Origin of the sequence: Asticcacaulis aquihabitans (assembly GCF_032490435.1) — a bacterium.
Taxonomy (GTDB): Bacteria; Pseudomonadota; Alphaproteobacteria; order Caulobacterales; family Caulobacteraceae; genus Asticcacaulis.
In genome coordinates this window covers 537551-560939 of sequence record NZ_JAVGWM010000003.1, presented here as the reverse complement: position 1 = coordinate 560939, position 23389 = coordinate 537551, and the positions used below count along the sequence as shown (strand labels likewise).

The 23389-nt window shown below is 58.2% G+C and carries 22 protein-coding genes and 1 tRNA gene; 14 read left to right on the top strand and 9 right to left on the bottom strand.

What is annotated here, in order from left to right; genetic code table 11:
- Positions 1–129: 129 nt before the first annotated feature.
- The 3 genes from RCJ00_RS13300 to RCJ00_RS13290 all read right to left on the bottom strand — a co-directional run bounded on the left by RCJ00_RS13300 (position 130) and on the right by RCJ00_RS13290 (position 2851).
- Positions 130–654, bottom strand: coding sequence for a hypothetical protein (locus tag RCJ00_RS13300; protein ID WP_316222801.1), 525 nt, complete (start codon positions 652–654; stop codon positions 130–132).
- Positions 655–1047: 393 nt separating this feature from the next.
- The gene (locus RCJ00_RS13295) at positions 1048–2322 is read right to left on the bottom strand and encodes a tetratricopeptide repeat protein (RefSeq protein WP_316222485.1); all 1275 of its coding nucleotides are present in this window, start codon (positions 2320–2322) and stop codon (positions 1048–1050) included.
- 10 nt (positions 2323–2332) lie between these two features.
- The gene (locus RCJ00_RS13290) at positions 2333–2851 is read right to left on the bottom strand and encodes an Lrp/AsnC family transcriptional regulator (RefSeq protein ID WP_316222484.1); all 519 of its coding nucleotides are present in this window, start codon (positions 2849–2851) and stop codon (positions 2333–2335) included.
- 150 nt (positions 2852–3001) lie between these two features.
- On the opposite strand from RCJ00_RS13290, the gene RCJ00_RS13285 reads away from it, so the two are divergent.
- From RCJ00_RS13285 to RCJ00_RS13270, 4 genes are all read left to right on the top strand, one after another.
- A complete protein-coding gene (locus RCJ00_RS13285) occupies positions 3002–4033 on the top strand; it encodes a glycosyltransferase (RefSeq protein ID WP_316222482.1) in 1032 nt (343 codons plus the stop codon).
- An 82-nt stretch (positions 4034–4115) separates the two neighbouring features.
- A tRNA-Met gene (locus tag RCJ00_RS13280) sits at positions 4116–4192 on the top strand.
- Positions 4193–4244: 52 nt separating this feature from the next.
- The gene (locus RCJ00_RS13275; RefSeq protein WP_316222480.1) at positions 4245–5027 is read left to right on the top strand and encodes an ABC transporter ATP-binding protein; all 783 of its coding nucleotides are present in this window, start codon (positions 4245–4247) and stop codon (positions 5025–5027) included.
- A 107-nt stretch (positions 5028–5134) separates the two neighbouring features.
- The gene (locus RCJ00_RS13270) at positions 5135–5977 is read left to right on the top strand and encodes an endonuclease/exonuclease/phosphatase family protein (protein WP_316222478.1); all 843 of its coding nucleotides are present in this window, start codon (positions 5135–5137) and stop codon (positions 5975–5977) included.
- A gap of 158 nt (positions 5978–6135) precedes the next feature.
- On the opposite strand, the gene RCJ00_RS13265 is transcribed toward RCJ00_RS13270, so the two are convergent.
- Positions 6136–6435, bottom strand: coding sequence for an ElaB/YgaM/YqjD family protein (locus RCJ00_RS13265; protein ID WP_316222476.1), 300 nt, complete (start codon positions 6433–6435; stop codon positions 6136–6138).
- A 246-nt stretch (positions 6436–6681) separates the two neighbouring features.
- Between RCJ00_RS13265 and groES the strand changes: the two genes are divergently transcribed.
- The 3 genes from groES to RCJ00_RS13250 all read left to right on the top strand — a co-directional run bounded on the left by groES (position 6682) and on the right by RCJ00_RS13250 (position 10439).
- Positions 6682–6969 (top strand): co-chaperone GroES, encoded by a 288-nt coding sequence (groES, locus tag RCJ00_RS13260; RefSeq protein WP_316222474.1) that lies wholly within the window; start codon positions 6682–6684, stop codon positions 6967–6969.
- Between the two features lie 49 nt (positions 6970–7018).
- Positions 7019–8665, top strand: coding sequence for a chaperonin GroEL (groL, locus tag RCJ00_RS13255; protein WP_316222472.1), 1647 nt, complete (start codon positions 7019–7021; stop codon positions 8663–8665).
- Between the two features lie 196 nt (positions 8666–8861).
- On the top strand, positions 8862–10439 hold the full coding sequence (locus tag RCJ00_RS13250; protein ID WP_316222470.1) for an ABC-F family ATP-binding cassette domain-containing protein: 1578 nt from the start codon (positions 8862–8864) through the stop codon (positions 10437–10439).
- A gap of 69 nt (positions 10440–10508) precedes the next feature.
- Here the strand turns inward: RCJ00_RS13250 and RCJ00_RS13245 are convergent, their stop codons facing one another.
- Positions 10509–12653 carry a DUF3857 domain-containing protein gene (locus RCJ00_RS13245; RefSeq protein WP_316222468.1) on the bottom strand — a complete coding sequence of 715 codons (2145 nt, stop codon included), beginning with the start codon at positions 12651–12653 and terminating at the stop codon, positions 10509–10511.
- Between the two features lie 118 nt (positions 12654–12771).
- Entirely contained in the window at positions 12772–13503 is a 732-nt protein-coding gene (locus tag RCJ00_RS13240) for a Crp/Fnr family transcriptional regulator (protein ID WP_316222467.1), read from the bottom strand.
- A gap of 198 nt (positions 13504–13701) precedes the next feature.
- Between RCJ00_RS13240 and RCJ00_RS13235 the strand changes: the two genes are divergently transcribed.
- From RCJ00_RS13235 to RCJ00_RS13225, 3 genes are all read left to right on the top strand, one after another.
- On the top strand, positions 13702–14100 hold the full coding sequence (locus tag RCJ00_RS13235) for a response regulator (RefSeq protein ID WP_316222466.1): 399 nt from the start codon (positions 13702–13704) through the stop codon (positions 14098–14100).
- Positions 14101–14416: 316 nt separating this feature from the next.
- Positions 14417–14809: a DUF805 domain-containing protein gene (locus RCJ00_RS13230; protein WP_316222465.1), complete on the top strand. Its 393-nt coding sequence runs from the start codon at positions 14417–14419 to the stop codon at positions 14807–14809.
- A 194-nt stretch (positions 14810–15003) separates the two neighbouring features.
- The gene (locus RCJ00_RS13225; protein WP_316222464.1) at positions 15004–15183 is read left to right on the top strand and encodes a hypothetical protein; all 180 of its coding nucleotides are present in this window, start codon (positions 15004–15006) and stop codon (positions 15181–15183) included.
- Positions 15184–15245: 62 nt separating this feature from the next.
- Here the strand turns inward: RCJ00_RS13225 and RCJ00_RS13220 are convergent, their stop codons facing one another.
- Positions 15246–15956, bottom strand: coding sequence for an EF-hand domain-containing protein (locus RCJ00_RS13220; protein WP_316222463.1), 711 nt, complete (start codon positions 15954–15956; stop codon positions 15246–15248).
- A gap of 333 nt (positions 15957–16289) precedes the next feature.
- On the opposite strand from RCJ00_RS13220, the gene RCJ00_RS13215 reads away from it, so the two are divergent.
- Both RCJ00_RS13215 and RCJ00_RS13210 read left to right on the top strand, forming a co-directional pair.
- Positions 16290–16982, top strand: coding sequence for an EF-hand domain-containing protein (locus tag RCJ00_RS13215; protein ID WP_316222461.1), 693 nt, complete (start codon positions 16290–16292; stop codon positions 16980–16982).
- A gap of 162 nt (positions 16983–17144) precedes the next feature.
- Complete coding sequence (locus RCJ00_RS13210; RefSeq protein WP_316222460.1) at positions 17145–17909, top strand: prephenate dehydrogenase/arogenate dehydrogenase family protein; 765 nt, start codon at positions 17145–17147, stop codon at positions 17907–17909.
- 5 nt (positions 17910–17914) lie between these two features.
- On the opposite strand, the gene RCJ00_RS13205 is transcribed toward RCJ00_RS13210, so the two are convergent.
- Entirely contained in the window at positions 17915–19780 is a 1866-nt protein-coding gene (locus tag RCJ00_RS13205; RefSeq protein WP_316222800.1) for a cation:proton antiporter domain-containing protein, read from the bottom strand.
- A gap of 234 nt (positions 19781–20014) precedes the next feature.
- Here RCJ00_RS13205 and RCJ00_RS13200 point away from each other — a divergent pair, with 234 nt between their 5' ends.
- Positions 20015–22162, top strand: coding sequence for a M13 family metallopeptidase (locus RCJ00_RS13200; protein WP_316222459.1), 2148 nt, complete (start codon positions 20015–20017; stop codon positions 22160–22162).
- Between the two features lie 99 nt (positions 22163–22261).
- Here the strand turns inward: RCJ00_RS13200 and RCJ00_RS13195 are convergent, their stop codons facing one another.
- Positions 22262–22897 (bottom strand): TetR/AcrR family transcriptional regulator, encoded by a 636-nt coding sequence (locus tag RCJ00_RS13195; RefSeq protein ID WP_316222457.1) that lies wholly within the window; start codon positions 22895–22897, stop codon positions 22262–22264.
- On the opposite strand from RCJ00_RS13195, the gene RCJ00_RS13190 reads away from it, so the two are divergent.
- Positions 22890–23366, top strand: a complete 477-nt coding sequence (locus tag RCJ00_RS13190) for a hypothetical protein (protein WP_316222455.1) — start codon at positions 22890–22892, stop codon at positions 23364–23366. The genes RCJ00_RS13195 and RCJ00_RS13190 overlap by 8 nt on opposite strands.
- The last annotated feature ends 23 nt before the right edge of the window (positions 23367–23389 follow it).

Genomic DNA, 23389 nt, shown 5'->3' with positions numbered 1-23389 from the left:
CCAGCCGCAGTCACCCAACCAAAAATCTTTTAACAAGATATGGACGCTGCAAAATATTGCAAAAAACCGCACGCATAGGCAAGCGCCGATTTGCACTCTAGGCCCTTACACCGCAATCGTGATCGAAAGTTACGGATTCAGCGCATAAAGCGCGGACAGGGCATGGGCCATGCGGGCTTCATCGTTGCGCACGAAATCCGTCTCAAAATGATCGGTCTGCCAATGCAGCAGGACACTGGTGTCACTGTCAAGACTGACAATAAAACTATCATGCGTGGTGCGAACGCCGGCGCTGGCGCATTCGGTGGTGTAGGTGCCGCAGTCTGCGGCATAGACGCCGGCGCCTACGACATGGATATTAGGCGCGGCATTGCCGGTATCAAGACTCGTGACCCGGACGTCCTGGGCGCCGTCGAATTTGTTAAGACGGACATGAATTGCCACACGGCCGGTATCGGCTTCGGACACCAGATACAATTCGTCAACCCGGCCGTCACCGTCGAAATCACCGTCGCGCAACGCCGTCGTATCGTGACGAGACAGGGCATTGAAATCAGGTGTCAAGGTAGACGCCTTCGCCAGCGTCGTTATCGCCACGCCGCCGACCACCATCGAGGTCAGAATCACACCTAGAACAATCGTCCGCAAACCCATCATCGCACCTTTATGCCTCCGGGCGATGTGTCTTTTCAGAACAGAGCATCACCCTTCGCGGATATCTTCCGCAAGGCTGGTGCCAGCTTTGGCATAAATACGATTAACGGACAATAATATTTTATTAACTATTTAGCCGTTTGAAAACGTGCGGGAAATGCCGCACGCTCATCATAATAGGTTGGGGGGTCGGGGATCATTTCTGCCCATTGGTCGGTCATCAATGGCACCGGATCGCCTACAATTCCACGCTCTCCACTCCGCAGCAGAGCCACAAGGCCGGTAGTTCCCAAACTCAGCAACAGCATGACAGCGACTCCCAATTATGCAATTGAGAATAATTCGCACACACAAAATGGCAAGCGCCGTCTGGTCACATTTTAGTGTTTTTGCTTACTGTGCGAGATCGATCACGCCGACAACACCCGGTGGCGGCGTAGGCGTCTTCGAATTACCCTGGTTGTCGAGATTGTCCCACTGGCTGCGCGCCACGAAGACAAAGGCATTGTCCGACACCACACCCTGCGAAGGCTGGGACAGCATGTCTTTCGACCTCAAAAGCACATCGACCGATTGGACCGCGGTCCAATCCGGCGTCATATGCACGCGCAACAGGCGATTGGGCTCTACCCCGCTCTGAATGGCAATAAGATCATTCCCGTATCGAGCAATCGAGGTGATACCCAGCAGATTGCCGTCACGCGGCGCCAGCAGGCGGCTCATGCCGCCCGTGGACAGGTCGACGCGATACAGGCCGGATACGAAATCGTTGACGATCAGCACGGATGCGCTCTCGTTTTCAGCCAGACCCGTCGGCGTATCCATGTACCCTTCCGGTACCAGCTCCTCCAGGGTCTTGCCGTAGCCGGTGAGGCGCAGCACGGACCCATGGTTGGAATCGATGACATACAGATCGTCACGCCCCATCAGCAAATGGCCGAGACGACGATCGGCTGTCGTATCGACACTGGCTAACACCGAACCATCGGCGGGGTCGATCGTTACGATCTTGGACGTGGCGGGCTTTTTCGGATCATAGGTTACTGTCTGACGGCTTTGCGCCGTCGTCGCCCACAACTTGCCCTCCCGCATGCCCAGGCCATAGGCGGCCACCCCCGGACGGAAGGTGATGACGCTGCGCACCCCTTCGGGCGACAAGGAAAGGATTTGACCGGAACGCACGGCGCTGACGAATGATTGCTCTCCATCCGGATTGAAGGCCAGGGCCTCGGCGATACTGAAATCGCTGATTTGCGCCGCCACCCGCATCTTACCCACCGGCAGGACATTCAGTTGCAGTTGGTTTTCCAGTTCGCTGTCCCAAACCGCATTGAACTCGGCATTCTTGGCGAGATCGAGCACATTACCGCGGCGAAGATAGTCAGCCAGGGCCGCCTTTGCGTCGGCCTTGCGCTTCTGCTGGAGATACACCTGAGCCTTGAGCAGGGCAATCGACGGCGAATCAGGCATCAGAGCCTGGGCCTGCCCGAATTGATCCAACGCCGTAGCAGTATCGCCGCGTTCCAGGGCCCACATGCCGGCAGCGCGCAAAGCGCGAAAATGGCCGAGATCGGATGCAGGGTCGACTGTCTGCGCGCTCCCTACGGTGGCCATCGCCTCCAGCGCAAAACACAAGGCAGCAATCGACGAAGTCAGACGACGGCGCATACGAGATTCCTTACTTGCCGACGACCTTCGGCAAGGGGGTCGTCGTATGGTTTTCTACCACCAGACTGATCGGTACCGCCGTGGTCTGACGGACGCTGCGCATGATGATGCGGCTTTCTACGCCAGAAACCAGATCAGAGGCCAGCAACTTGTCGCGTAAAAAATCATCATAGGCATGCATGTCACGCGTCATAACCCGCAACATATAGTCCTCATGGCCAGTAACCGTCTGGCAACTGACGACTTCCGGCCAGTGTTCCAGCCGCCCTTCGAAGGCTTCCAGATTGGCACGCGACGGAAGGGATAGTTTCACCGAGACATAAACTTCGAATCCAAGCCCCAATTTTTCGGCATCGAGCACCGTGACGCGCTTGGTGATCACGCCCAGATCTTCGAGTCGTTTGATGCGACGCCAGCATGGCGAAGGAGACAGACCGACGCGTTCAGCCAGATCAGCCACCGACAATGAGGCGTCTGCCTGAATCAGGTCCAGAATACGCGCGTCAAGCTCATCAATCAGATCAGACAAAATTTACCCCCGGGACGCCACAATCAACAGCACTAACATGACTATTGCTGTCCTTTATGAAAATTTCTACCCCGCACCGAAAAATTGTCACAAGTGTTTTAAATTTGCCGAGTTACGCTTAAGGTACCTGGCGGTTGGGCAAGGACGATCATGCGTATCCTGAATATCATGCTGGCGGAAGTGCGCGGCGGCGTAGAAACCATGTCCCTGCGTTACCACCAGGCGATGAAGGCCGCTGGATTCACCGTCCTAAGCCTGGGTCACAAGGATGGCGTTCTGGGACAAAATCTGCCGGCAGCCGAATTCCGCGCGGCGCATGCCCTTGTCAACCACGACCCTTTTGTTGCCCTGGCCCTACGCGGCATTGCAAAAACCTTCAAGCCAGACCTGATCCTGACCCATGGCAACCGCGCGACGGGCATCGCCCTTCTGCCCTTCATAGGTACCGCGAACAAGACGGTCCAGGTCGTGCATAATTTCCGCCATAAGGGCCAGGGCAGCCGTCTGCTGGCCGCCATCTGTGTCTCATCCTCCGTGCACGATAGCCTGAAAGCCGCCCACCCCGAACTTCCGCTCTATGATGTCGCCAACTTCGGCCCTCTGGATGCCCGCGACGTAAAGCCCGCACCATCGCATACGCCCATCCTCGGCACGCTCGGCCGTCTGCACGCGCAAAAGGGCATAGACGTGATGATTCGCGCCCTGGCCCTGCTGCAAAAGGAAAACATCATCCTTCCGCTCCGCATTGCCGGCGACGGCCCGCTCAGCGCGCAGCTTCACGCCCTGGCCCATGAGCAGGGCGTCGAGCGCCAGACGGATTTTCGCGGCTGGGTGTCGCCCGCCGCCGACTATCTGCATGGCCTGGACCTCTTCATCCTGCCGTCGCGTATCGAGCCCTTTGGCCTGGTGGTTGCGGAAAGCATGGCTGCCGGTGTGCCGGTCGTCGCCACGGATATCGACGGCCCCAAGGAGATCCTTAAAGACGGCGCGCTTGGCTATCTATGCCCTCCTGACGATCCCCATGCCTTGGCCGAAGCCATCAAACGGGCGATCGGCGACTGGAAAACCACGCTCGCCAAGGCTCGTGCCGCGCAAGACCACGCCCTATCGCACTACAGCCTGGAGGCCGGCCAGGCCCGTTTGATCGACGCCCTCAAACAAATTGCGCAAAATCGCCCCTGACGGGCTTGAACCCGTCAGGCTTATTGGCTATAGGCCCTCCCTCCGAGAACGTGAACCATCCGTTCTTGTCAGGCACTGGTACGGTTGGGTAGCTCAGATGGTTAGAGCGGTGGATTCATAACCCACAGGTCGGCGGTTCGATCCCGCCTCCAACCACCACCAGGGTCCATGATCCTGTCATAGCAAACTGTCCTGGATCTGCCGCTGAAACATGCCTGCCACTCCCCTTCTTGATATCCGTGACGCATCCGTGGTGCGCGGCAAACGCCATCTGCTTGACGGCCTCAGCCTTACCGTGCGAGCAGGCCAGCACACCGCCATCCTCGGGCCCAATGGGTCGGGAAAGTCCACCCTCGTCAAACTGATCACGCGCCAACTTTACCCTTTGGCCGGCGCACATGTCTCCATCTTCGGTCATGAACGCTGGAACGTCACCGAACTGCGTGGCCTGATGGGCATTGTGTCATCGGCCATGCAACTCGATTTCGACGCCGATCCGCCGTTGGAAGTGTTCGATTGCGTTATCTCCGGCTTTTTCGCCGCACGCGGGCTGTGGAAACACGCCGTGACAGACGACATGAAAACCTGCAGCCACGAGGCCTTGGTGCAGGCGGGCGCAGCCCACCTGATCGGCCGCAACGTGTCTACCCTGTCAACCGGCGAAGCGCGCCGTGTGCTGATCGCGCGGGCCCTGGTACACCGCCCCAAGGCGCTGCTACTCGATGAACCCTGCGCCGGACTGGACCCCGCAGCGCGGCGCCTTTTTCTGGAAGGACTGCGCGACTTGGCGACGGCTACCACCCTGCTCATGGTAACGCACCACATCGAAGAAATCCTGCCGGAAATGGGGCACATCGTCATGCTGCGCGATGGCCGGGTGCTGCGCGAAGGCGACAAGGCGGAGTTGCTGACTGGCGCGCACCTGACCGAACTGTTCGGCATGCCTGTCAATGTTCAGCCCCGTGGCGACTGGTATCACGCCAGCATCGACTGATACCTGCATAGACTGGCGCCTGGGCACGACCATTTGATTTCGCCTGTCGCTCCGCCATCACTATCGCGTATAGTGGGTAGATAACAAACCGACAGTGAGGATGACATATGCGAATACCAGCCCTGATCTGCGCGGCAGCATTTATAACGACACCGGCAATGGCGGCGGATACGGTTCGGGTGATGAGCTACAATGTCCGGGTCGATGTCGCCTCGGATATCCCGCGTTGGGCCGAACGACGCGGCCCCATGGCCGACCAGATAAAGCGCGTGTCTCCCGACATTTTCGGCGTTCAGGAAGCGGCGCAATCCGCGGTCGCCGATTTGGCTGCCGCCCTGCCTGACTACGACCATTACGGCCTCGGGCGGGATGACGGGAAGACGGGCGAAACCACAACCATTTTCTACAAGCGGGCCCGCTTCGAGGCCGTAGACGTGTCGACACAATGGTGTTCGGCGACACCCAATAAGCCTGGCAAGGATGCCGACGCGGCCTACCCGCGCACCATCACCCGCGCCGTCCTCCGCGACCGGAAGACCGGGACGCCGCTAGATGTGCGCAATACCCATTTCGACAATGTCGGCGTCGTGGCGCGCGAAAACTGCGCACGGCAATTGCAAGGTACGGCGCGTGCCGAGGTGGGCCACCGCCCCGCCGTCGTCATCGTGATGGGGGATTTCAACAGCGGTCCCGACAGTGCGCCATACAAGCTACTGAGCGATAATGACGGCCTGAACCTGAAAGACGCCCGGATCGGCGCCGCTGAAGATCACGGGCCCACGGGAACGTTCAACAATTTCGACCTCAACAAGACGGATGGCCCAGCCATTGACCATATTTTTGTCGATCGCGCCCTTAAGGTTAGCCGCTTTACCGTTCTGACCGAAGGATTTAACGGCAAGGTTATTTCGGATCATTTCCCGATTATTGCGGATGTCATACTGCCGTAGGCACTGTTGGCACAAACGTACAAAGCCCTTATCTGTAAGGGACATAGACCAAGGACGAAATAGAACCGCCGAAATAAATTCAATATGTCTGGAATTAAAGAATAAAAAAAAACGCCCCATTGCGCTGGCAACGGGGCGTTTCATTTTAACGCTTGGTGTTAGTCGCGGCCACGGATCAGAAGAGCGCCGAGTACGAAACCCACGCCGAGAGCGATGAGGGTGGCGGGAACCGGGTTTTCCTCGATCTTTTGCTTGGCCTGGCCCGAATAACGCTTCACATCGTCACCGGCATGATCGGCAAAATGGCGAAGACGGGCTTCGGCCTCCTTGGCGCGTTCCGCCAAGACATGCGTGGCATGCTCGACTTCGTGACGAACCATTTCGGAAATCGACTGGACGTCATTTTCGTCGAACGACTTGATCTTTTCGGCGGCGGCCTTGGCTTTGGCGGATAACATGATGAAGCTCCTCAGTTGCTCGGGTGTTATGACATAAGATAGTGTCGCGGAAATGATAATACAGAGCGTTTTGCCGCCCAATTTGTAATTTTCCGATGAGGTTGGTGAAAACAAGGTCTCGGGCAAAAATTGCTCCGCCCGCCCTTGACTCTGAGGTCCCTCGCACCTAAATCCAACGCGCTGTTAGCACTCACTCACCGTGAGTGCTAACACTCCTGTTTTCACATCCCAATTGGAGGAATAACCATGAGCCTTCGCCCATTAGGCGACCGAGTCCTGGTCAAGCGCGTCGAAGAAGAAGCCAAGACCAAGGGCGGCATCATCATTCCGGACACCGCCAAGGAAAAGCCACAAGAAGGCGAAGTCGTCGCCGTTGGACCCGGCACGCGTCATGAAGGCGAATTCGTCGCCCTCGACGTGAAGGCCGGCGACCGCATCCTGTTCGGCAAGTGGGGCGGCACCGAAGTGAAGATCGACGGTGAAGACCTGCTGATCCTCAAGGAATCCGACATCCTGGGCGTTCTCGAGCGCTAATCGCGCCGCATCAAACGCTCACTTTTTAATTCAATAGGAAGTTATATCCATGGCTGCCAAACAAGTTCTCTTCGGTTCCGACGCGCGCGATCGTATGCTGCGCGGCGTGAACATTCTCGCCAACGCCGTGAAGGTGACCCTGGGCCCCAAGGGCCGTAACGTCGTGCTCGACAAGTCCTTCGGCGCCCCGCGCTCGACCAAGGACGGCGTCTCCGTCGCCAAGGAAATCGAACTGGAAGACAAGTTCGAAAACATGGGCGCGCAGATGATCCGCGAAGTCGCCTCCAAGACCAACGACAAGGCCGGTGACGGCACCACCACCGCCACCGTTCTGGCGCAAGCCATCGTCGTCGAAGGTATGAAGTCAGTCGCCGCCGGCATGAACCCGATGGACCTGAAGCGCGGCATCGACAAGGCTGTCGCCATCGTCGTTGAAGAGATCAAGAAGTCGTCGAAGAAGGTCGCCAACAACTCGGAAATCGCTCAGGTCGGCACCATCTCTGCCAACGGCGACACCGAAGTCGGCGAAATGATCGCCAAGGCGATGGAAAAGGTCGGCAACGAAGGCGTCATCACGGTTGAAGAAGCCAAGACCGCCGAAACCGAGTTGGACGTCGTCGAAGGCATGCAGTTCGACCGCGGCTATCTGTCGCCCTACTTCATCACCAACCCGGACAAGATGGAAGTGGTCCTCGAAGACCCGTACATCCTGGTGTTCGACAAGAAGATCTCCAGCCTGCAACCCATGCTGCCGATCCTCGAAGCCGTCGTGCAATCGGGCCGTCCGCTGCTGATCATCGCCGAAGACGTCGAAGGCGAAGCCCTGGCCACCCTCGTTGTCAACCGTCTGCGTGGCGGCCTGCGCGTCGCCGCCGTCAAGGCGCCTGGCTTCGGCGATCGCCGTAAGGCTATGCTGGAAGACATCGCTGTCCTGACCAAGGGTGAAGTGATCTCCGAAGACCTCGGCATCAAGCTCGAAACTGTCACGCTCGACCTGCTGGGCCGCGCCAAGAAGGTCACCATCACCAAGGAAAACACCACCATCGTCGATGGTGTGGGTGAAAAGGCTGACATCGAAGCCCGTATCGGTCAGATCAAGAAGCAGATCGAAGAAACCACTTCGGACTACGACAAGGAAAAGCTGCAAGAACGTCTGGCCAAGCTGGCCGGCGGTGTTGCCGTCATCCGCGTCGGCGGCTCGACCGAAATCGAAGTCAAGGAAAAGAAGGACCGCGTTGACGACGCGCTCAACGCCACCCGCGCTGCCGTCGAAGAAGGCATCGTTCCGGGCGGCGGCACGGCTCTGCTGAAGGCGTCCAAGGCCCTCGCCGGTCTGGAAGGCATCAATGCCGACCAAACCGCCGGTATCGCCATCGTCCGCCGCGCCCTGCAAGCGCCGCTGCGCCAGATCGCCGAAAACGCCGGCGTCGAAGGCTCGGTGGTTGTTAATGCCGTCCTCGGCAATGACAGCACAGGTTATGGCTTCAACGCCCAGACCGAAAAGTATGTCGACCTGGTTGCCGATGGCGTCATCGATCCGGCCAAGGTTGTCCGCACCGCGCTGCAAGACGCTGCATCGGTCGCTGGTATCCTGATCACGACGGAAGCCGCCGTGACGGAAGCCCCTAAGAAAGAAGCCGCTGCTCCCGCCATGCCTGGCGGCGGCATGGGCGGCATGGGTGGTATGGACTTCTAAGTCTTATATCTCACATGATGATACGGAAAGAGCGGGTCGCAAGGCCCGCTCTTTTTGTTTGTGCCGCCTTGCGACTTGCAATTCTCGCGGGCAGTGCCTAGATCAGGTTCGTATTCGCCACAAAAATGCAGGACGGCCGCCACATGTAATTTTCCACCAGAGAAACGCCCCTTTGTTATCTCTCCAAGGAAATTCCATGTCTGCGATCATCCTATCCGACCTGTCATGGTCGGCCCCTGACGGCCGTGCGCTGTTCTCCTCTCTCAACCTCACCTTCGGCCCAGAACGTACGGGCATTGTCGGCCGAAACGGTGTCGGGAAATCCACCCTCTTGCGGCTCATATCCGGCGATCTAACGGCCGCCGCCGGTTACGTTTCATGCTCTGGCACGCTCGGCGTCCTGCGCCAGACGGTCCAGGTTGACCCTAACGAAACCGTGGCCGACCTGTTCGGCGTCGGTGCGGCCCGCGCCATTTTGCGTCGCGCCGAAGCCGGCGAAGCCACGCTCGATGATCTGGCGGACGCTGACTGGACCCTGGAAACACGCATGATCGAAGCCCTAGCCTATCTGGGTCTCGATACCGACGCGGATACGCGCCTGGCCGCACTATCGGGTGGACAAAGAACACGCGCCGGCTTGGCGGCGCTTGTTTTTCAGGCGCCAGATTTTCTTCTGCTCGACGAACCGACCAACACGCTGGACCGTGATGGACGACAGGCAGTCTTCGATCTCCTGACAAGCTGGAAAAAGGGCGCCGTCGTCGTCAGTCACGACCGTGAACTACTTGAAATCATGGACAGTATCGTCGAATTAACGGCATTAGGCGCCACCCGATACGGGGGCAATTGGAGCCAATACCGCGCCCGAAAGGCGCAGGATCTAGCCGCCGCCCAGGCTGATCTGGCCGATGCCGAAAAACGCGCCGCCGATGTGGTGCGTAATGCCCAAACCACCGCCGAACGTAAGGCGCGAAAAGACGGCGCCGGCCAACGCAAGGCCGCGCGCGGCGACGCACCGAAAATCCTATTGGGCGGTTTGAAGAATCGTAGCGAAAATACGGGCGGGGATGCCGCTCGCCTGGCCGAACGCCAGCGCACCGAAGCGCTTGAGGCGGCGGCCGAAGCGCGCCGTCGCATCGAAATTCTCCAGCCCCTATCGGTTACCTTGCCGCCGACGCGACTGCCCCCAGGCCGCTCCGTCGTAAAGCTCGACTCGGTCATCGTCGGCTACGCTCCGAATCGTCCGATTATCCGCGACCTGTCATTTGCCGTCACCGGACCGGAACGCGTCGCGATTACCGGCGCCAACGGTACCGGCAAGACGACCTTGCTCTCTGTTATCAGTGGCCGCCTGATTCCTTGGTCGGGCGCGGTGCGGGTAACGCCAGACCGGGCCCTGCTCGATCAGTCGGTCAGCCTGCTGGATCCGACCGTCTCGATCCGCGAAAACTTCCATCGCCTGCATCCAGACACCGACGAAAACGCCTGTCGCGCGGCGCTTGCCCGCTTCATGTTCCGCGCCGATGCCGCGCTTCAGAACACGGGAACTCTCAGCGGCGGGCAATTGTTGCGCGCCGGGCTTGCCTGCGTGACCGGGGGTACCTCTGCGCCCTCTCTGCTAGTTCTTGACGAACCCACCAACCACCTCGACATCGATTCCATCGCCGCCGTCGAAGCCGGACTGCGCGCCTATGATGGCGCTTTGATCGTCGTCAGCCACGATGAAACCTTTCTGGAGGCGATTGGACTGACACGCCGGTTAATTCTGACCTGATGGCCGATATCAGGCAGAAAGCGAAAACCCAGGCAATCGTCTATTTTCTCAGGTTGATCAGCGCGTCCGTCACTTGCGGCCACCGGCATAAAAATCACCCAGATCGACGATACTCATCCCGGCCGGGTCGATCTGTTCTGGCGCGCCTTCGATTGGAGACCTTGCTCGCGCGGGAACAATTTCTGTATGGGAGTCATCCGACTCCGCCGAAGCTGGCGATCCATTCACCACCGGCGCACCGGAGACCGCGCCCGGCGTGAGGACAAGGATACCACTTTCACTCAAGGCATCTATTTCATCGGCCGAAGCCTTGACCTCCGTCAGTGAAATTTCCGGCGCGAGCGTACGCCGGCTTATCTCGGCGGTGAACACGCCATCAACGATCCCGAAGCGGCGCTTCATCTCCAGCCCCGCCAGAATACGGTCGATTTGCTGCCCCGCCGCCTCGTAGCCCCGCCCTGCGTCAGGTAGGCGGAGCGTGACTGTCGTGCGGTTAAAGACGGGGAAGTCCAAACTGACCGGCGCGTCGGCATGCAGACCTGGCGTGCGTTCAGGCACATCGGAACCATAGGCGACTTCAACGTTCGGCACGGAATAAACGCGGCGATCACTCCCTGCCAACGCGATGCTTTTCAATCGTGTCGTTCCGTCCATGACATAGTGCATTTCCATCGCTGCCGGGTCGAAATATTCAGTATGAGCACCTATCTCCGCCCCGGGGTACATGCCCTTCCAATACTTGCGTATGGCGGCATCCACGTCGTCAGGCCTGACGGTTTGCCAACGCTGATCTTGCGTCACCGCCGCGCTGCCATGCGAAGCGACGTCTATGTGTATGCCGACCGGCCCGTCCAGTCCTTTTGAGGCATCGAGAGCGACATGAAGCTCAACCTGCGGCCGGGTGAGCGGCGGCCCGACCAGAGACTGCAGCTCTTCGCCCTGAGCCGTCATGGGCAAGGCCCATTCCTCATCCGGCGGCGACAGGTCGTCAAGACCGCCGTCGGCGGCAAGCGTACCGTCCAGCCAATAGGGCTTACCGTCAATGACGCTCCGAACGATGACGTGATCGAATAGCACAAGTGCCGGCAGGCGCTCATTCAGACCGTTGCCGTTGACGGTATTTACCAGGGCCGGATCGGCGGAAATGCCTAATTCACGCAGCAAGGCGGTCAATAATGCGCTCTTGGCCTTGCAATCTCCCCAGCGCCGCAACCAGGTCAAGTCCGCGCTCGGCGGCACGAAGCCACCCTCGCCGAGCTCGACATAGGTATAGCGAATTTTCTGTTGCACGAGATGCAACGCTGCGGCCGCCTGAACCTTCGGATCGGAACTCAGGGCACGTATTTTCGCCACCTCGGCCTTCAGAGGCGATGCCTCGGTCAATCGGGCGGCCTGATCATAATAGGGCGCGATCAGGGCAGACACCTGTGACCATGACGCGAACTCGCTGAGTTGAACCTCACCGAACCGGTTGAACCGGTCAGGTGCCATATCTTGGGAATCGGGCCGTTTGTAAGCGTCTAGATTTAGCGACATCTCGACCTCATCACCGGTTCTGATGATGGATGGCACCGGCATGTCGTCGCTCAAGCGCCAGCGCACCGGCTTTTTTGCCTGCCAGGTAAATCGCGTATCGCGCTTCGCAGCCGGTCCGACACCGATATTCGACCACAGACTCTCCGATTTGCCGCCCAGAGCGGCGATACGACGAACGCGGGTATAGGCGAAATCGATGATATCCCCGACCTCCACTCCGTCAGGCTGAAGAACAGCCGTCAGTTCGCCATCCATGATCGCTTTTTCGAGTTGAGTTTCACGACGCATGACCGTGAAAGTCTGACCACGGGCCAGAAGGTCTATAACCTGGCCGTTACGGATCAGATGCGCCTTATTGATGATAATGGTGGCGTTTATGGGATCCCACTGCACTGTTGGCCGGGCAATTCCTAAACCCCGCGGCGTCTGGATCTGAACAAGCGTTTCCCAATAGGTACTGTCCCCGTCGTCACCCAACCGTACCTGCAGGGAGCGGTTTAGCACGGCGTATATGTCGTGCGCCTGATCGCGGTCTGCCGGCGCCGGAGCAAGGATTGGCCGTACCCATGTAGCGGCGGGGGCAAATTCCAGTTTTTCAGAGGCGACAGCCGGAACCGCAACGCCGATAGCGGCGGCAAGCGCCCATCCAATAGCCGTAGCGCCGGCGTAATGTGTCATGACCGTCCCCCAAAACCCCGGTTGCAAATGTAAGGATATAACCGCCGGTCTGGCAAGACCAATAAAGCAGTCAGGAGACCGTTTAAGACGGGCAGCGCCATGACTGACGGCGTGCAACTCAAATCTTCGGATAGATTCCGTGCAAAACGACGTCAAAGTGGTCATCAACCAGTTGATCGCATCCACAGGACTGATGGCGCAGGGCAGCCAGGTCCTTGAGGATGATTTGTCCCCGCCGTGACTCGATCGTGCCTTCCTGACGCATAGCACCAATCACGCGGCTGACGAATGAGCGACCGACCCCGAGCATACTGGCCAATTGCTCCTGCGTCATCGGGTATTCCATATCGCCCGTCCGGGCGAGGCCAGCCAGGATCAGCTTGGCCAGCCGCTGGCGGATTGTATGGGTGGCGTTGCACGCCGCGGTTTGAAACACCTGCGCCAGAAGGCAGTCAGAATAGCGCGCGAACCAATGCCGCAAAGCCAAGGATTCTTGCTTCGCCTGCTCCAGGGCGGATGTTTTTATGCGCAGAAACAGTCCGGGGACGCGCACCACGGCCGTCGAATAGGCGGGCACATGACCATTCGATACAATCCCGCCAATGGCGCCTTCACGACCGACAAAACCGACATCGACCGACACGCCGTCCTGTGTCGTCAGGCAAAAGGCGGCCAAGGCGCCACCGCACGGAAACCACGTGTCGATAACGTCGTCGCCCGCCTCGAGCAGGACGTCGCCTGCGGTCTTGTAAACAGCGACAATATGGGGCTCAAGGTGAAAGCGGTCTTCGTCGTGCAGAATTGACAACAGGGCGTTTTGACGAAGCTGATCTGGCGTGGCGGTCGTCATGGAAATTCTCAAAAAGGGCGAACTATGTGCACTAGTGAACAGACGCCGGAGCGAACAAGTGTTACTCGCACACATAGACGGGCAGGCGCCGGATAAAAGCCGTTTTCTTGAAAAAGCCATAAAGCATCAATGCGGAGCACATCGCGCCAGCATAAGCTTAGGCTTGCATCGCGTATTTTTGGATCGGGTATTTACAGAGTGTCGACGACTGACGGTAACGAAAACAGAGCGGCCCTACGCGTCCTGATCGTGGAAGATAATCTGGCGGCGGCCCAGACGACGGGATGGATGATCGAGGAACTGGGCCACGATTACCATATGGTGCACAGCGCCGAACAAGCCCTTGAAGAGGCTGCCAGCTACGCGCCCGACATTGCCTTATTGGATATCAGCCTACCCGGTCTTAACGGTTTTGACCTGTGCCAGGCGTTACGCGCCCTACCCGGCTTCGAACGGACCGTATTCGTCGCCCAGACAGGTTGGGCAGGGGACACCTTCCGCCATCGCGCCGCGGACGCCGGCTTCCACCACTACATCGCCAAGCCATTTGTTATAGAGACACTTATGGCCATTCTGGACGACAGCCGCGCCCGTTAACGCTCGGACAGGCGTGACCAATGCTGAGAGGAACGGTTTTAGGCGGCGCCTCGGCTACCCCGCTTGATGCGGACCTAGGTCGCGAATGGCCTTGTCAAGAGCATTGGCATATCCTGGACTTGGCGACTGTCAACCATAGCCGCTAAGTCGTAGTCTAAAGCTGCAAGCCCACACCAATTACGGCCGCATAATACCGATTTTGGTCTTCTCAATCGGACAGAGGCATGTCAAAGTCCTGAGGCGGCCGCGTCCTATAGGCGGCGACAATTGAATACGCACAGCATTTCACCGTATTATCTTCTAGAGGACAATCCATATGACTTTTGCCGAAGCGATTAAAAGCGGTTTCAAAAATTACGTGAAATTCACAGGTCGTGCCTCGCGATCCGAATACTGGTGGTTCCAGCTCTTTTACATCCTGTGCCTTATTATTCCGGCTAGCTTGATGATGGGCGAGATAACAAGTGGCTCAGCTGGATTGGGCACAACTCTCTATTACATTTTGGTCCTGGCTTTTCTGTTGCCCGGCCTGGGCCTAGCCTTCCGCCGACTCCACGACACGAACCGCAGCGCCTGGTGGTTGCTCCTGTCCTTTGTTCCCTTTGGCGGGATAGCTATTCTGGTATTTTTGTGCTTGCCAGGAACCTCCGGCCCCAACAAATACGGCGCCGGTCCGTTCATGACCCAAATTGCCAACACCTTCGAATAACCGGACTTCGCTACCGCGATGGAGCATAAAAGGAATATTTGAAAAGCGAGGCTTCGGACTCGCTTTTCACTTTCACTTGACCGTTAACCTTCATCACCAGATTGTTAAGGGTTTGGAAACGCGCTATACGCTAGCCTTTATGACTTTCTTATTTTTAGCGAGACGCGTTTATGTCTATCGTCGAAAAGCTCATAATGCCCAGACGGCTTGAAATCGCTGGTTGGGTCATGATCGCTGCCTTATGGCTTGCCATCGGCCTGCAGTATTTTACAGGTATTGAAACGGTAAAGCTGGTCAAGACTGTCTTTTACTTCGTTGTGCTGGAATATATCTGGGCCTCAGTAAAGCGTGAATTTTTTCCAAACCTGCGCTAACCTCCTGCCCATAATACTTCCAGAAGGAACCCCACACGCCTCTGGCGGTGGGGCTCTCGGTATCAGGCAGCAATCGAAAGCGTCGAGGACGCAGCCGAAGTCGTCGCGCCTTGCGAGGCGTTGTAGGATTGAAGCGCCGACAACAACTCATGCATCAGCGAAGCCAGATCGTTAGAGCTGGTTCCCGTTCCACTGCTGTCTGAGGCCTGGCTCGTCCCGTCAGATGGGGGCTGGCCCTGTCCATCTCCTGGCGGCGGACCATCCGGCCTGTTGGCGGCCATTTGCTGATCGAAGGCCGACTTCTCAGCCGACGACACCGAACCGTCACCGTTAGTGTCCATTTTGGAGAACAAGGCGTCCGCCTTGGAGGTACTGCTGTCACCAGTTGTCGACTGGCTGTAGCTTTCCATCTCGGTCTTGCTCAGACTGCCGTCACCATCGCTGTCCATATCCTCCAATGACGGTGGCTTATGGTGTCCGCCATGCTTACGCGCATGTGATGTCAGCGATGTCTCCGACGTATCTGACGTCAGGAACGACTGAGACGTTTGCGATGCCTGAGACTGTCCGGACAGCAAACTTTCCATAATGCTGGCCGACAATTGACTGAGAAAGAAATCGCTGCTTTCAGCGACGCTGGTGGTCGTGGATGCCGAACTGGTCGCCACCTGGGTTGTTGCCGATGATGTCGTGCTGGAACCGGCGGTGGTACTGGCCTTGAGTTGCGACAATAACTGGCTAAGCGATGTGCCTGCCGTGCTGCCTATGTTCATGAGAAAACTCCCGCAAAAGCTGGCTTTAAGCACCAGCCAATACAAGAAGAATAAAGACTCAAGTTAACAAGATATTATTTTAATGCATATTTCAAATTCGAAACAAAAAAGACAAACTATAGACTAAATTAAATAAACAATAGAAGATAATTATAACGCAGAAAACACAAAAGCAAGCATAATTTACTGTAGGAAAAAACGTCTCGGCAAGTTTTTCCTCCCTATAAAGACCGCTTGCCTATCCCATCGACTGCCTGTTAATCTACCAGCTTACCAGTAACGGCCGAAACCAATCGTATCACCGATAACGCCCCTCCCTGCCGAGTAAACATCATGCGCCACACCTCCCTCATCGCTTTCTGCCTCCTGGGCGCCAGCCTGATATCCGGCGCTGCGTTCGCGCAAGACCCCATAACCAATGGCTTTGGTCAGACCATCTTTTTTTCGCCGTCCGGCGAACCGTTTCGCGCACCGGCTGGCCAGCCCTACCCCTTGGTGAAGTGGTTTAATCAGGCCGACACCAATAAGGATGGCAAGATCAGCCACGACGAATTCGTCGCCGACGCCATGGCCTTTTTCGACAAGCTGGACGTCAACCACGACAACTATATAAGCAGCCCGGAAAACACCCGCTACGAAAACCAGATCGCGCCGGAAATCCAGAGCATAGACCCGCGCATTGCCCAGCCGAAGCAAAGTAGCCGTCAGTTTGATCCCGAAATGAGCACGGGCACTGATCCGAACGCCGGTCGCTATCGCAAAAGCATCGTCGGCGCGTCGCAATACAGCCTGATCGACGAACCACAACCGGTTCGAGCCGCCGATGCCAATTTCGATTTCAAGGTATCGCGCGAAGAGTGGCTCGATACGGCGCAGCAGCGCTTTACTATTCTGGACCGTAATGGCGACGGCTTCATAACCCTTGATGAACTGCCCAAAACGCCGGCCCAACTGTCCGCGGAAGCCCCGCCACCGGGGGAAAAGGGCGGCAAGGGCCCTAAGAAAAAACGTTCCGGTCTTTTCTAAAAACGCAGCATAATCGTTTCAAAATGCGTGCAATGCGCGTAAAAAACGGTCTTGGGACTTCGCTATAACGAAGTTTCATCTCGCCACGTCCAGCCAATTATGTTACTGGCGCTGTTTCATTTCGGGCGCCGTAACGGCGCGGCAATTCAAAGATATCTGCGCGTGGCTAAAAAGGTTTTTAAACTCGGATTGTTTGGGCTGGGCGCGTTTGGGCGCCTGATCGTGAAGCATCTGTCGCCCTATTTCGACATCTATGCCTGCGACCCCTCCCCCGAAGCCCGCGCCTTCGCCAAACGGCATAATGTCACCTTGGCCAGCCTGGAAGAGGTCGCCGCCTGCCGCATTGTCGTGCTGGCCACGCCCGTCCGCGTGCTGAAAACCGTTGCTGAGGCGATTGCGCCCTACGTCCATCCACGCGCCTTGATCATAGACGTTGGCTCGGTAAAGATGAAGCCGGCCAAGTGGCTGCTCGATGCCCTGCCGCCCAGCGTCTACATTGTGTGTACCCACCCGTTGTTCGGGCCTCAATCGGCGCGCAAAGGTATCCACGACCTGGAAATCGTGGTCTGCCCCGTCCGCCTGCGCCGCCTCGCCCCCATCGTACGCTTCTTCGAAAATACGCTCGATCTCAAGGTGTCGCTTGCCACGCCTGAACAGCATGACAAAGCCTTGGCCGCTGTACAGGGCCTGACCCATCTTATCGCCAAGGTGCTGAGTGGCCTGGAGCCGCTACCTACCGTCCACACCACGCGATCCTACGACCTGATGATGCAAGGCGTAGGCCTAGTGTCCGGCGATTCCGACGAACTGTTCCTGTCAATCGAACGCGACAACCCATTTGCGGCTGAGGTTCGCCGCCGCTTCTTCGTCGAAATCGACGCCCTGCGCAATCGGCTGGAAAGCCACGATGCCGGGGCCGGAAAGTAGCCAAGTCAGGTCGCTGCGTCGGCCTTGTTTTCGACCGCCTTCTGCTCTGCTATAGCCAGCGCATCCAGTGATCGATCCTTGCGGACTTCCGAGGTCGGCTTGCGGATACCGAACATTTTGCGGAACACGTCGCGGCGCTCGTGGACACTGGCCAAAACCAATCCCATTGGCACGCCCAGGTCGATCAGGGTATTTTCAGCCAGTTGCAAAGACGCTTCGATCGTTTCCGGAACGGCATCCGTCGCGCCCATCTGATACAGACGCTGGGCATGGGATGCGTCACGCGCCCGGGCGATAATATGAACATCTTCACGCAAGCCCCGCACGGTCTTGACGACCTGATCGGTGAAGGCTGGATTTGAGGCCGTCACCACCACGGCGCGGACGCGTTCAAGGCCGACGCTGAGCAGGAACTCCGGATTGGAGGCGTCGCCGTACCAGGTTTCAATGCCCAGTCCACGGGCGCGCTGCGTCACCTGCGGATTTATGTCGATCACCGTATAATCTATGCCGTGCAGCTTGAGCATATCGGTGACCAGTTCGCCGACGCGGCCAAAACCAACAACCAGCACGCTGGTCTTTTCACTGATTATTTCCGGCGCCACCGGGGTTTTCGTTTCGGGGGTCACCGCCTTGGCGAGCTTGCCGGCGATCGCGGCCAGGAACGGGATGCAGAACAATGAGATGATGGCGGCCAATATGACCGACTGACCGATGTCGGCCGACATGACCTTATGCCCGATAGCTTCATCGATGATCACGAAGGCGAATTCACCCGCTGGCCCCAGCACCGCCGCCGTTTCGATGGCGCTACGGTTGTTCAGGCCGAAATACCGGGCGATCGGATAGATGACGGCCGCCTTTACCAGGATGAGCCCGGCAGCCAACCCGAGCACCAGGACCGGATTTTCCAGCACTGCGCCGATTTCCAGGCGCGCGCCGACGGTTACGAAGAACAGCCCCAGTAAAAGCCCCTTGAACGGATCGACCATCATTTCGATCTCGCGGCGGTACTCAGTTTCCGCCAGCAACACCCCGGCGACAAACGCGCCTAGCCCCATGGACAATCCGGCCATGACCGAAATCTGGCCCGCCACCAGCACGCACAACAAACACGCCGCCATGAATAGCTCGCGCGACCGCGAGAACGCCACCGTATTGAACAAGGGGCGCAACAACCAGCGGCCAAGCACAACCAGCGCACCGATACCGATCAGGGCCGGGATAAGGGTTAAAAGGCCGCTCAGCCCGCCGCCGCCATTGACGGTCGCAGCCCCGCCCGCCAGCATGACGACCGTGATCATAATCGGCGCCACGGCGAGGTCTTGCGCCAGCAGCACAGCAAAGACGCTTCGGCCCGAGGTCGTCTTGAGCGCCTTGCGGTCGGCCAGGACGGGAATGACAACGGCGGTCGAGGACAGGGCGATGGCCATGCCAAGCGCGATAGACGCCACCACCGGCTGCCCCAGCAGCAGGAACATGGCGGTCAGAGCGACAGACGACAGGAGAACCTGGAGTGCACCCAGCCCGAACACCAAACGACGCATGGATTTCAGGCGCTCAAACGTCAGTTCCAGGCCGATGGAAAATAACAGGAAGACGACGCCGAGCTCCGCCAACTGATGAACCGTATGCGAACGGATGACATCAAAGGCGTCCAGCACCGGCCAGACGTCCGCGGCTCGTCCCATGACATCCGGTCCAAACAGGACGCCGATCAACAGAAATCCGAGGACGCTCGACACCTTGTATCGCTGGAAGATAGGCACAACAACAGCTGACGCGAGAAGAAAGACGATGATAAATATATAATAACCTTGGGACTCCACATTTAATACGGGCGCCAAGGTTTCTTTTGCAATCGTCGTCATTTGCGATGCTGGAGATGCATTCATCTTCGGGTACTTATCCTCTTGAGGAGCCAGACTTAACTATAAAGGCATGTCCATCCGAATTGTAACCCTTCATTGCACGTTTTCATGAACATTAATAAAAATTCATGTTCCGTCCTGTAAAAAACCGATAAGGTGAAGATAGTATCATTTTTATCCATCGGACACGCCGCCAAACAATAAGCGCCGGTCCGACCATGAGGTAACCCTCCAATGAAAATTCTGAAGCTTCTGACCGCCACCACCGCATTGGCTGGCCTCGTCCTGACCGGTGCGCCGGCCCATGCAGGCGCCAAAACCGACACATGCCTTGACACCTATTGCCGCATGCAGTCACTGGAAAGTCTCGACGCCATCCTGTCGGCTGATGCTTCGTCCGGTAGCGACGACGCCGCCCCCAATACCGTGGCCAAGAAGTTCGGTACCTGGGGCATAGACACCGCCGGTATGGACACTGCGGTGAAGCCTGGCGACAGCTTCTTCGACTACGTCAACGGCACCGCCGTCAAGAACATGGTCATTCCGGCCGACCGTACCTCCTACGGCTCCTTCCTCGCCCTACGCGAACTGTCGGAAAACCGTATGAAGGTGCTGATCACGGGCCTGGCCACGAAGCAGGGCCTGAGCGGCGACGATGCCAAGATCGCCGATCTCTACAAGTCCATGATGGACGAAGCGACGACCCAGCGCCTTGACATCGCACCGCTGGCCCCCGCACTGGCCTCCATCCGTAACATCAAGACCAAGCCGCAGATGGCCGCCTATATGGGCAAGAGCGCATCCAGCTTCGGCTCGGCCTTTTTCAGCGCCTATGTTGACGGCGACGCCAAGAACCCGCAGATCAACGTCTTGTACATGGGTCAAGCCGGCCTTGGCCTGCCCGACCGTGATTACTATTTGTCGGCGACCTATGCCGACAAAAAGACCAAGTACGAAGCCTATGTTGCTCGCATGCTGACCATGGTCGGCTATCCGAACGCCACCCAGGCCGCCAAGGACATCGTGGCGATGGAAACCCACATTGCCGAAGCCTCCTGGACGCGTATCGAGCGCCGCGATGACACCAAGACCTATAACCCGATGACCCGCGCCGACGTGGTCAAGCTGGCGCCCGGATTCGACTTCAACGCCTATTTCACCGCCGCCGGCTTGAACAAGGCGAAGAAGGTCATTGTCTCGGAAAATACCGCCTTCCCGAAGATCGCCAAGATTTTCGCCGATACACCGCTTGAAACGCTGAAGGCCTGGGAGACCTTCCGCACGGTAGATCAGGCCGCGCCTTACCTCTCCAACCGCTTCGCCACAGCACAGTGGGAATTCCGTTCCCGCGACCTGTCCGGCGCCCAGGCCCAGCGTCCGCGCTGGAAGCGCGCCATTGGCGTCGCCGACGACGCCATGGGCGAAGCCATCGGCCGCACCTATGTCGACCAGTATTTCCCCGCCTCCTCCAAGACGAAGATGGAAGGGCTGGTCGCCGACCTGCGCGCCGCGCTCAAGATCCGCATTGAAAATCTGACCTGGATGTCGCCTGAGACCAAAACCAAGGCCTTGGAAAAGTTGTCGAAATTCGGCGTCAAGATCGGCTATCCGGACAAATGGCGCGACTATTCCAAGCTGGACGTCAAGGCGGACGACCTGTTCGGCAATATCGAGCGGTCATCTGCCTTCGATTGGGCTTGGCAAGTCGCCAAGATCGACAATCCGGTCGATCCGCTGGAATGGGGTATGACGCCGCAGACCGTCAACGCCTACTATTCCCCGACGCGCAACGAAATCGTCTTCCCCGCCGCCATCCTGCAACCGCCCTTCTTCGATCCGGAAGCCGACGCGGCGGTCAATTACGGCGGCATCGGCGGCGTCATCGGTCACGAAATCACCCACGGCTTCGATGACCAGGGCCGCAATTACGACGGCGAAGGCTATCTGCGTAGCTGGTGGACCGATGCCGATTCCGCCAAGTTCAACGCCCAGGCCAAGAAGTATGGCGAGCAATATGACGCCTTCCAACCCCTGCCCGGCGTCCATGTTCAGGGCGGCCTGACCATGGGTGAAAACATCGCTGACCTGGGCGGCAACCTGCTCGGCCTCGATGCCTATCGACTGTCATTGAAGGGGCAGCCCTCGCCCGTCCTGGACGGCTTCACCGGCGACCAGCGCGTCTTCATGGGCTTCGCCCAGGTCTGGCGCTCCAAATATCGCGACGACGCCATCAAGCAGCAGGTCGCCACCGACCCGCATTCGCCGGCCGTCTTCCGTGTCATCGGCCCCGTTCGCAATATCGATGCCTGGTATGAAGCCTTTGGCGTCAAGGAAGGCGACAAGTATTACCTGAAGCCAGAAGACCGCGTCCGCATCTGGTAAGCAGGGTCGCGGATCCTGAACCTGGAGTCGCGATAGAGTACGTTGCCCCGCCGATCATTGATCGGCGGGGTTTTTCTTTGCCTGCCCCTTACCCAGCCATTATTGGCACGCCGCGCGCGTCAGCCAGGCAATTTCGTCGGCCAGCTTTTGCGGCGGTACGGCGATCAGGCGCTCTTCCAGGCCGATACTGATGATGCCGTGTACGGCGGCGAACAAGGTCCGCGCCCGCACCGTGAGCGCAAGCGTATCCAGGTCCGGCATGATGACATGTAACGGCTCGCCAATATGACGGAACAGACGCAACTGGTCCTGCGCCGCCCAGTCGGGCAAGGGGCTGTCCAGTCGCAATTCGAAGATCATCCGCCAGAGCGGCAGGTTCTCGCGCGCAAAGGCAAGATAGGTGTGCGCCACAGCCACGAGACGCTCTATGGCCTCGGCGCGCGTCGTCATAGGCAGGTGACCGGTGGCCGTCTGTGCCGCTTCACCCAACCGCGCCAGGGTGCGTGACGATACGAGCAGAAGCAGGGCGTCCATGTCCTGCACGATATTATATAGCCCCCCCAGGGCCACGCCGATGTCGGCAGCCAGATCGCGCGCCTTAAGGCTCAGGGTTCCCGATTCGCAGATACGCTTTTCTGCGGCCGCGATAAGCGCCTCCAGCTGGGCCTGACGTCGGTCTGCGGTGGTCGCCGATATAGCGGCCTTTGGTGGAGTAAGGGCAGTTTTCGTGGCCATGGCAGTCTCTGAAATGAATTTGAACGATGTTCATTTTCTTATTGAACACGGTTCACATCTGCGCTATACAGAAATTGTGAACGACGTTCATATCATGGTTCGCCCCCATGAGAAAGAGCGGAGTTCACACCCTTTGGGGGGATCTGAGGGGGGATTGCACAGTGAAGCGTACCGGGTGGGGGCAACCTGTCTCCACCCGCCTGCCCGCCGGCGGGTTCCGCCGGTCTCACGTTCGGATTTTAAAGCCATGAAGCGCTTTTTCTACGCCTGCCTTGCCGCCTTTGCCCTGGCTGGCGCCGTCATGTCCTGCCAGGTCGCCGCACACAATTTGCCACAACGCGATTGGAAACGCGAAATGGCGTTGATGGGTAACGACCTGCCGACCTTTTTGAAATACAACCCGACAGACGGCGCCCGATATGAAGGCAAGATCCGCAAATCGATGGATCCGTCGAACATCCAGCCATAAATGCAAAAGCCCGCCTCGACCGA

What these genes read in the sequence shown, in the direction of transcription:
- RCJ00_RS13205 (WP_316222800.1), bottom strand. Translation starts at nt 19,780, where the DNA reads ATGACGACGATTGCAAAAGAAACCTTGGCGCCCGTATTAAATGTGGAG.
- RCJ00_RS13220 (WP_316222463.1), bottom strand. Translation starts at nt 15,956, where the DNA reads ATGAACATAGGCAGCACGGCAGGCACATCGCTTAGCCAGTTATTGTCG.
- RCJ00_RS13200 (WP_316222459.1), top strand. Translation starts at nt 20,015, where the DNA reads ATGAAAATTCTGAAGCTTCTGACCGCCACCACCGCATTGGCTGGCCTC.
- RCJ00_RS13250 (WP_316222470.1), top strand. Translation starts at nt 8,862, where the DNA reads ATGTCTGCGATCATCCTATCCGACCTGTCATGGTCGGCCCCTGACGGC.
- RCJ00_RS13245 (WP_316222468.1), bottom strand. Translation starts at nt 12,653, where the DNA reads ATGACACATTACGCCGGCGCTACGGCTATTGGATGGGCGCTTGCCGCC.
- RCJ00_RS13295 (WP_316222485.1), bottom strand. Translation starts at nt 2,322, where the DNA reads ATGCGCCGTCGTCTGACTTCGTCGATTGCTGCCTTGTGTTTTGCGCTG.
- RCJ00_RS13215 (WP_316222461.1), top strand. Translation starts at nt 16,290, where the DNA reads ATGCGCCACACCTCCCTCATCGCTTTCTGCCTCCTGGGCGCCAGCCTG.
- RCJ00_RS13230 (WP_316222465.1), top strand. Translation starts at nt 14,417, where the DNA reads ATGACTTTTGCCGAAGCGATTAAAAGCGGTTTCAAAAATTACGTGAAA.
- groL (WP_316222472.1), top strand. Translation starts at nt 7,019, where the DNA reads ATGGCTGCCAAACAAGTTCTCTTCGGTTCCGACGCGCGCGATCGTATG.
- RCJ00_RS13270 (WP_316222478.1), top strand. Translation starts at nt 5,135, where the DNA reads ATGCGAATACCAGCCCTGATCTGCGCGGCAGCATTTATAACGACACCG.
- RCJ00_RS13265 (WP_316222476.1), bottom strand. Translation starts at nt 6,435, where the DNA reads ATGTTATCCGCCAAAGCCAAGGCCGCCGCCGAAAAGATCAAGTCGTTC.
- RCJ00_RS13285 (WP_316222482.1), top strand. Translation starts at nt 3,002, where the DNA reads ATGCGTATCCTGAATATCATGCTGGCGGAAGTGCGCGGCGGCGTAGAA.
- RCJ00_RS13195 (WP_316222457.1), bottom strand. Translation starts at nt 22,897, where the DNA reads ATGGCCACGAAAACTGCCCTTACTCCACCAAAGGCCGCTATATCGGCG.
- RCJ00_RS13300 (WP_316222801.1), bottom strand. Translation starts at nt 654, where the DNA reads ATGGGTTTGCGGACGATTGTTCTAGGTGTGATTCTGACCTCGATGGTG.
- groES (WP_316222474.1), top strand. Translation starts at nt 6,682, where the DNA reads ATGAGCCTTCGCCCATTAGGCGACCGAGTCCTGGTCAAGCGCGTCGAA.
- RCJ00_RS13275 (WP_316222480.1), top strand. Translation starts at nt 4,245, where the DNA reads ATGCCTGCCACTCCCCTTCTTGATATCCGTGACGCATCCGTGGTGCGC.
- RCJ00_RS13225 (WP_316222464.1), top strand. Translation starts at nt 15,004, where the DNA reads ATGCCCAGACGGCTTGAAATCGCTGGTTGGGTCATGATCGCTGCCTTA.
- RCJ00_RS13240 (WP_316222467.1), bottom strand. Translation starts at nt 13,503, where the DNA reads ATGACGACCGCCACGCCAGATCAGCTTCGTCAAAACGCCCTGTTGTCA.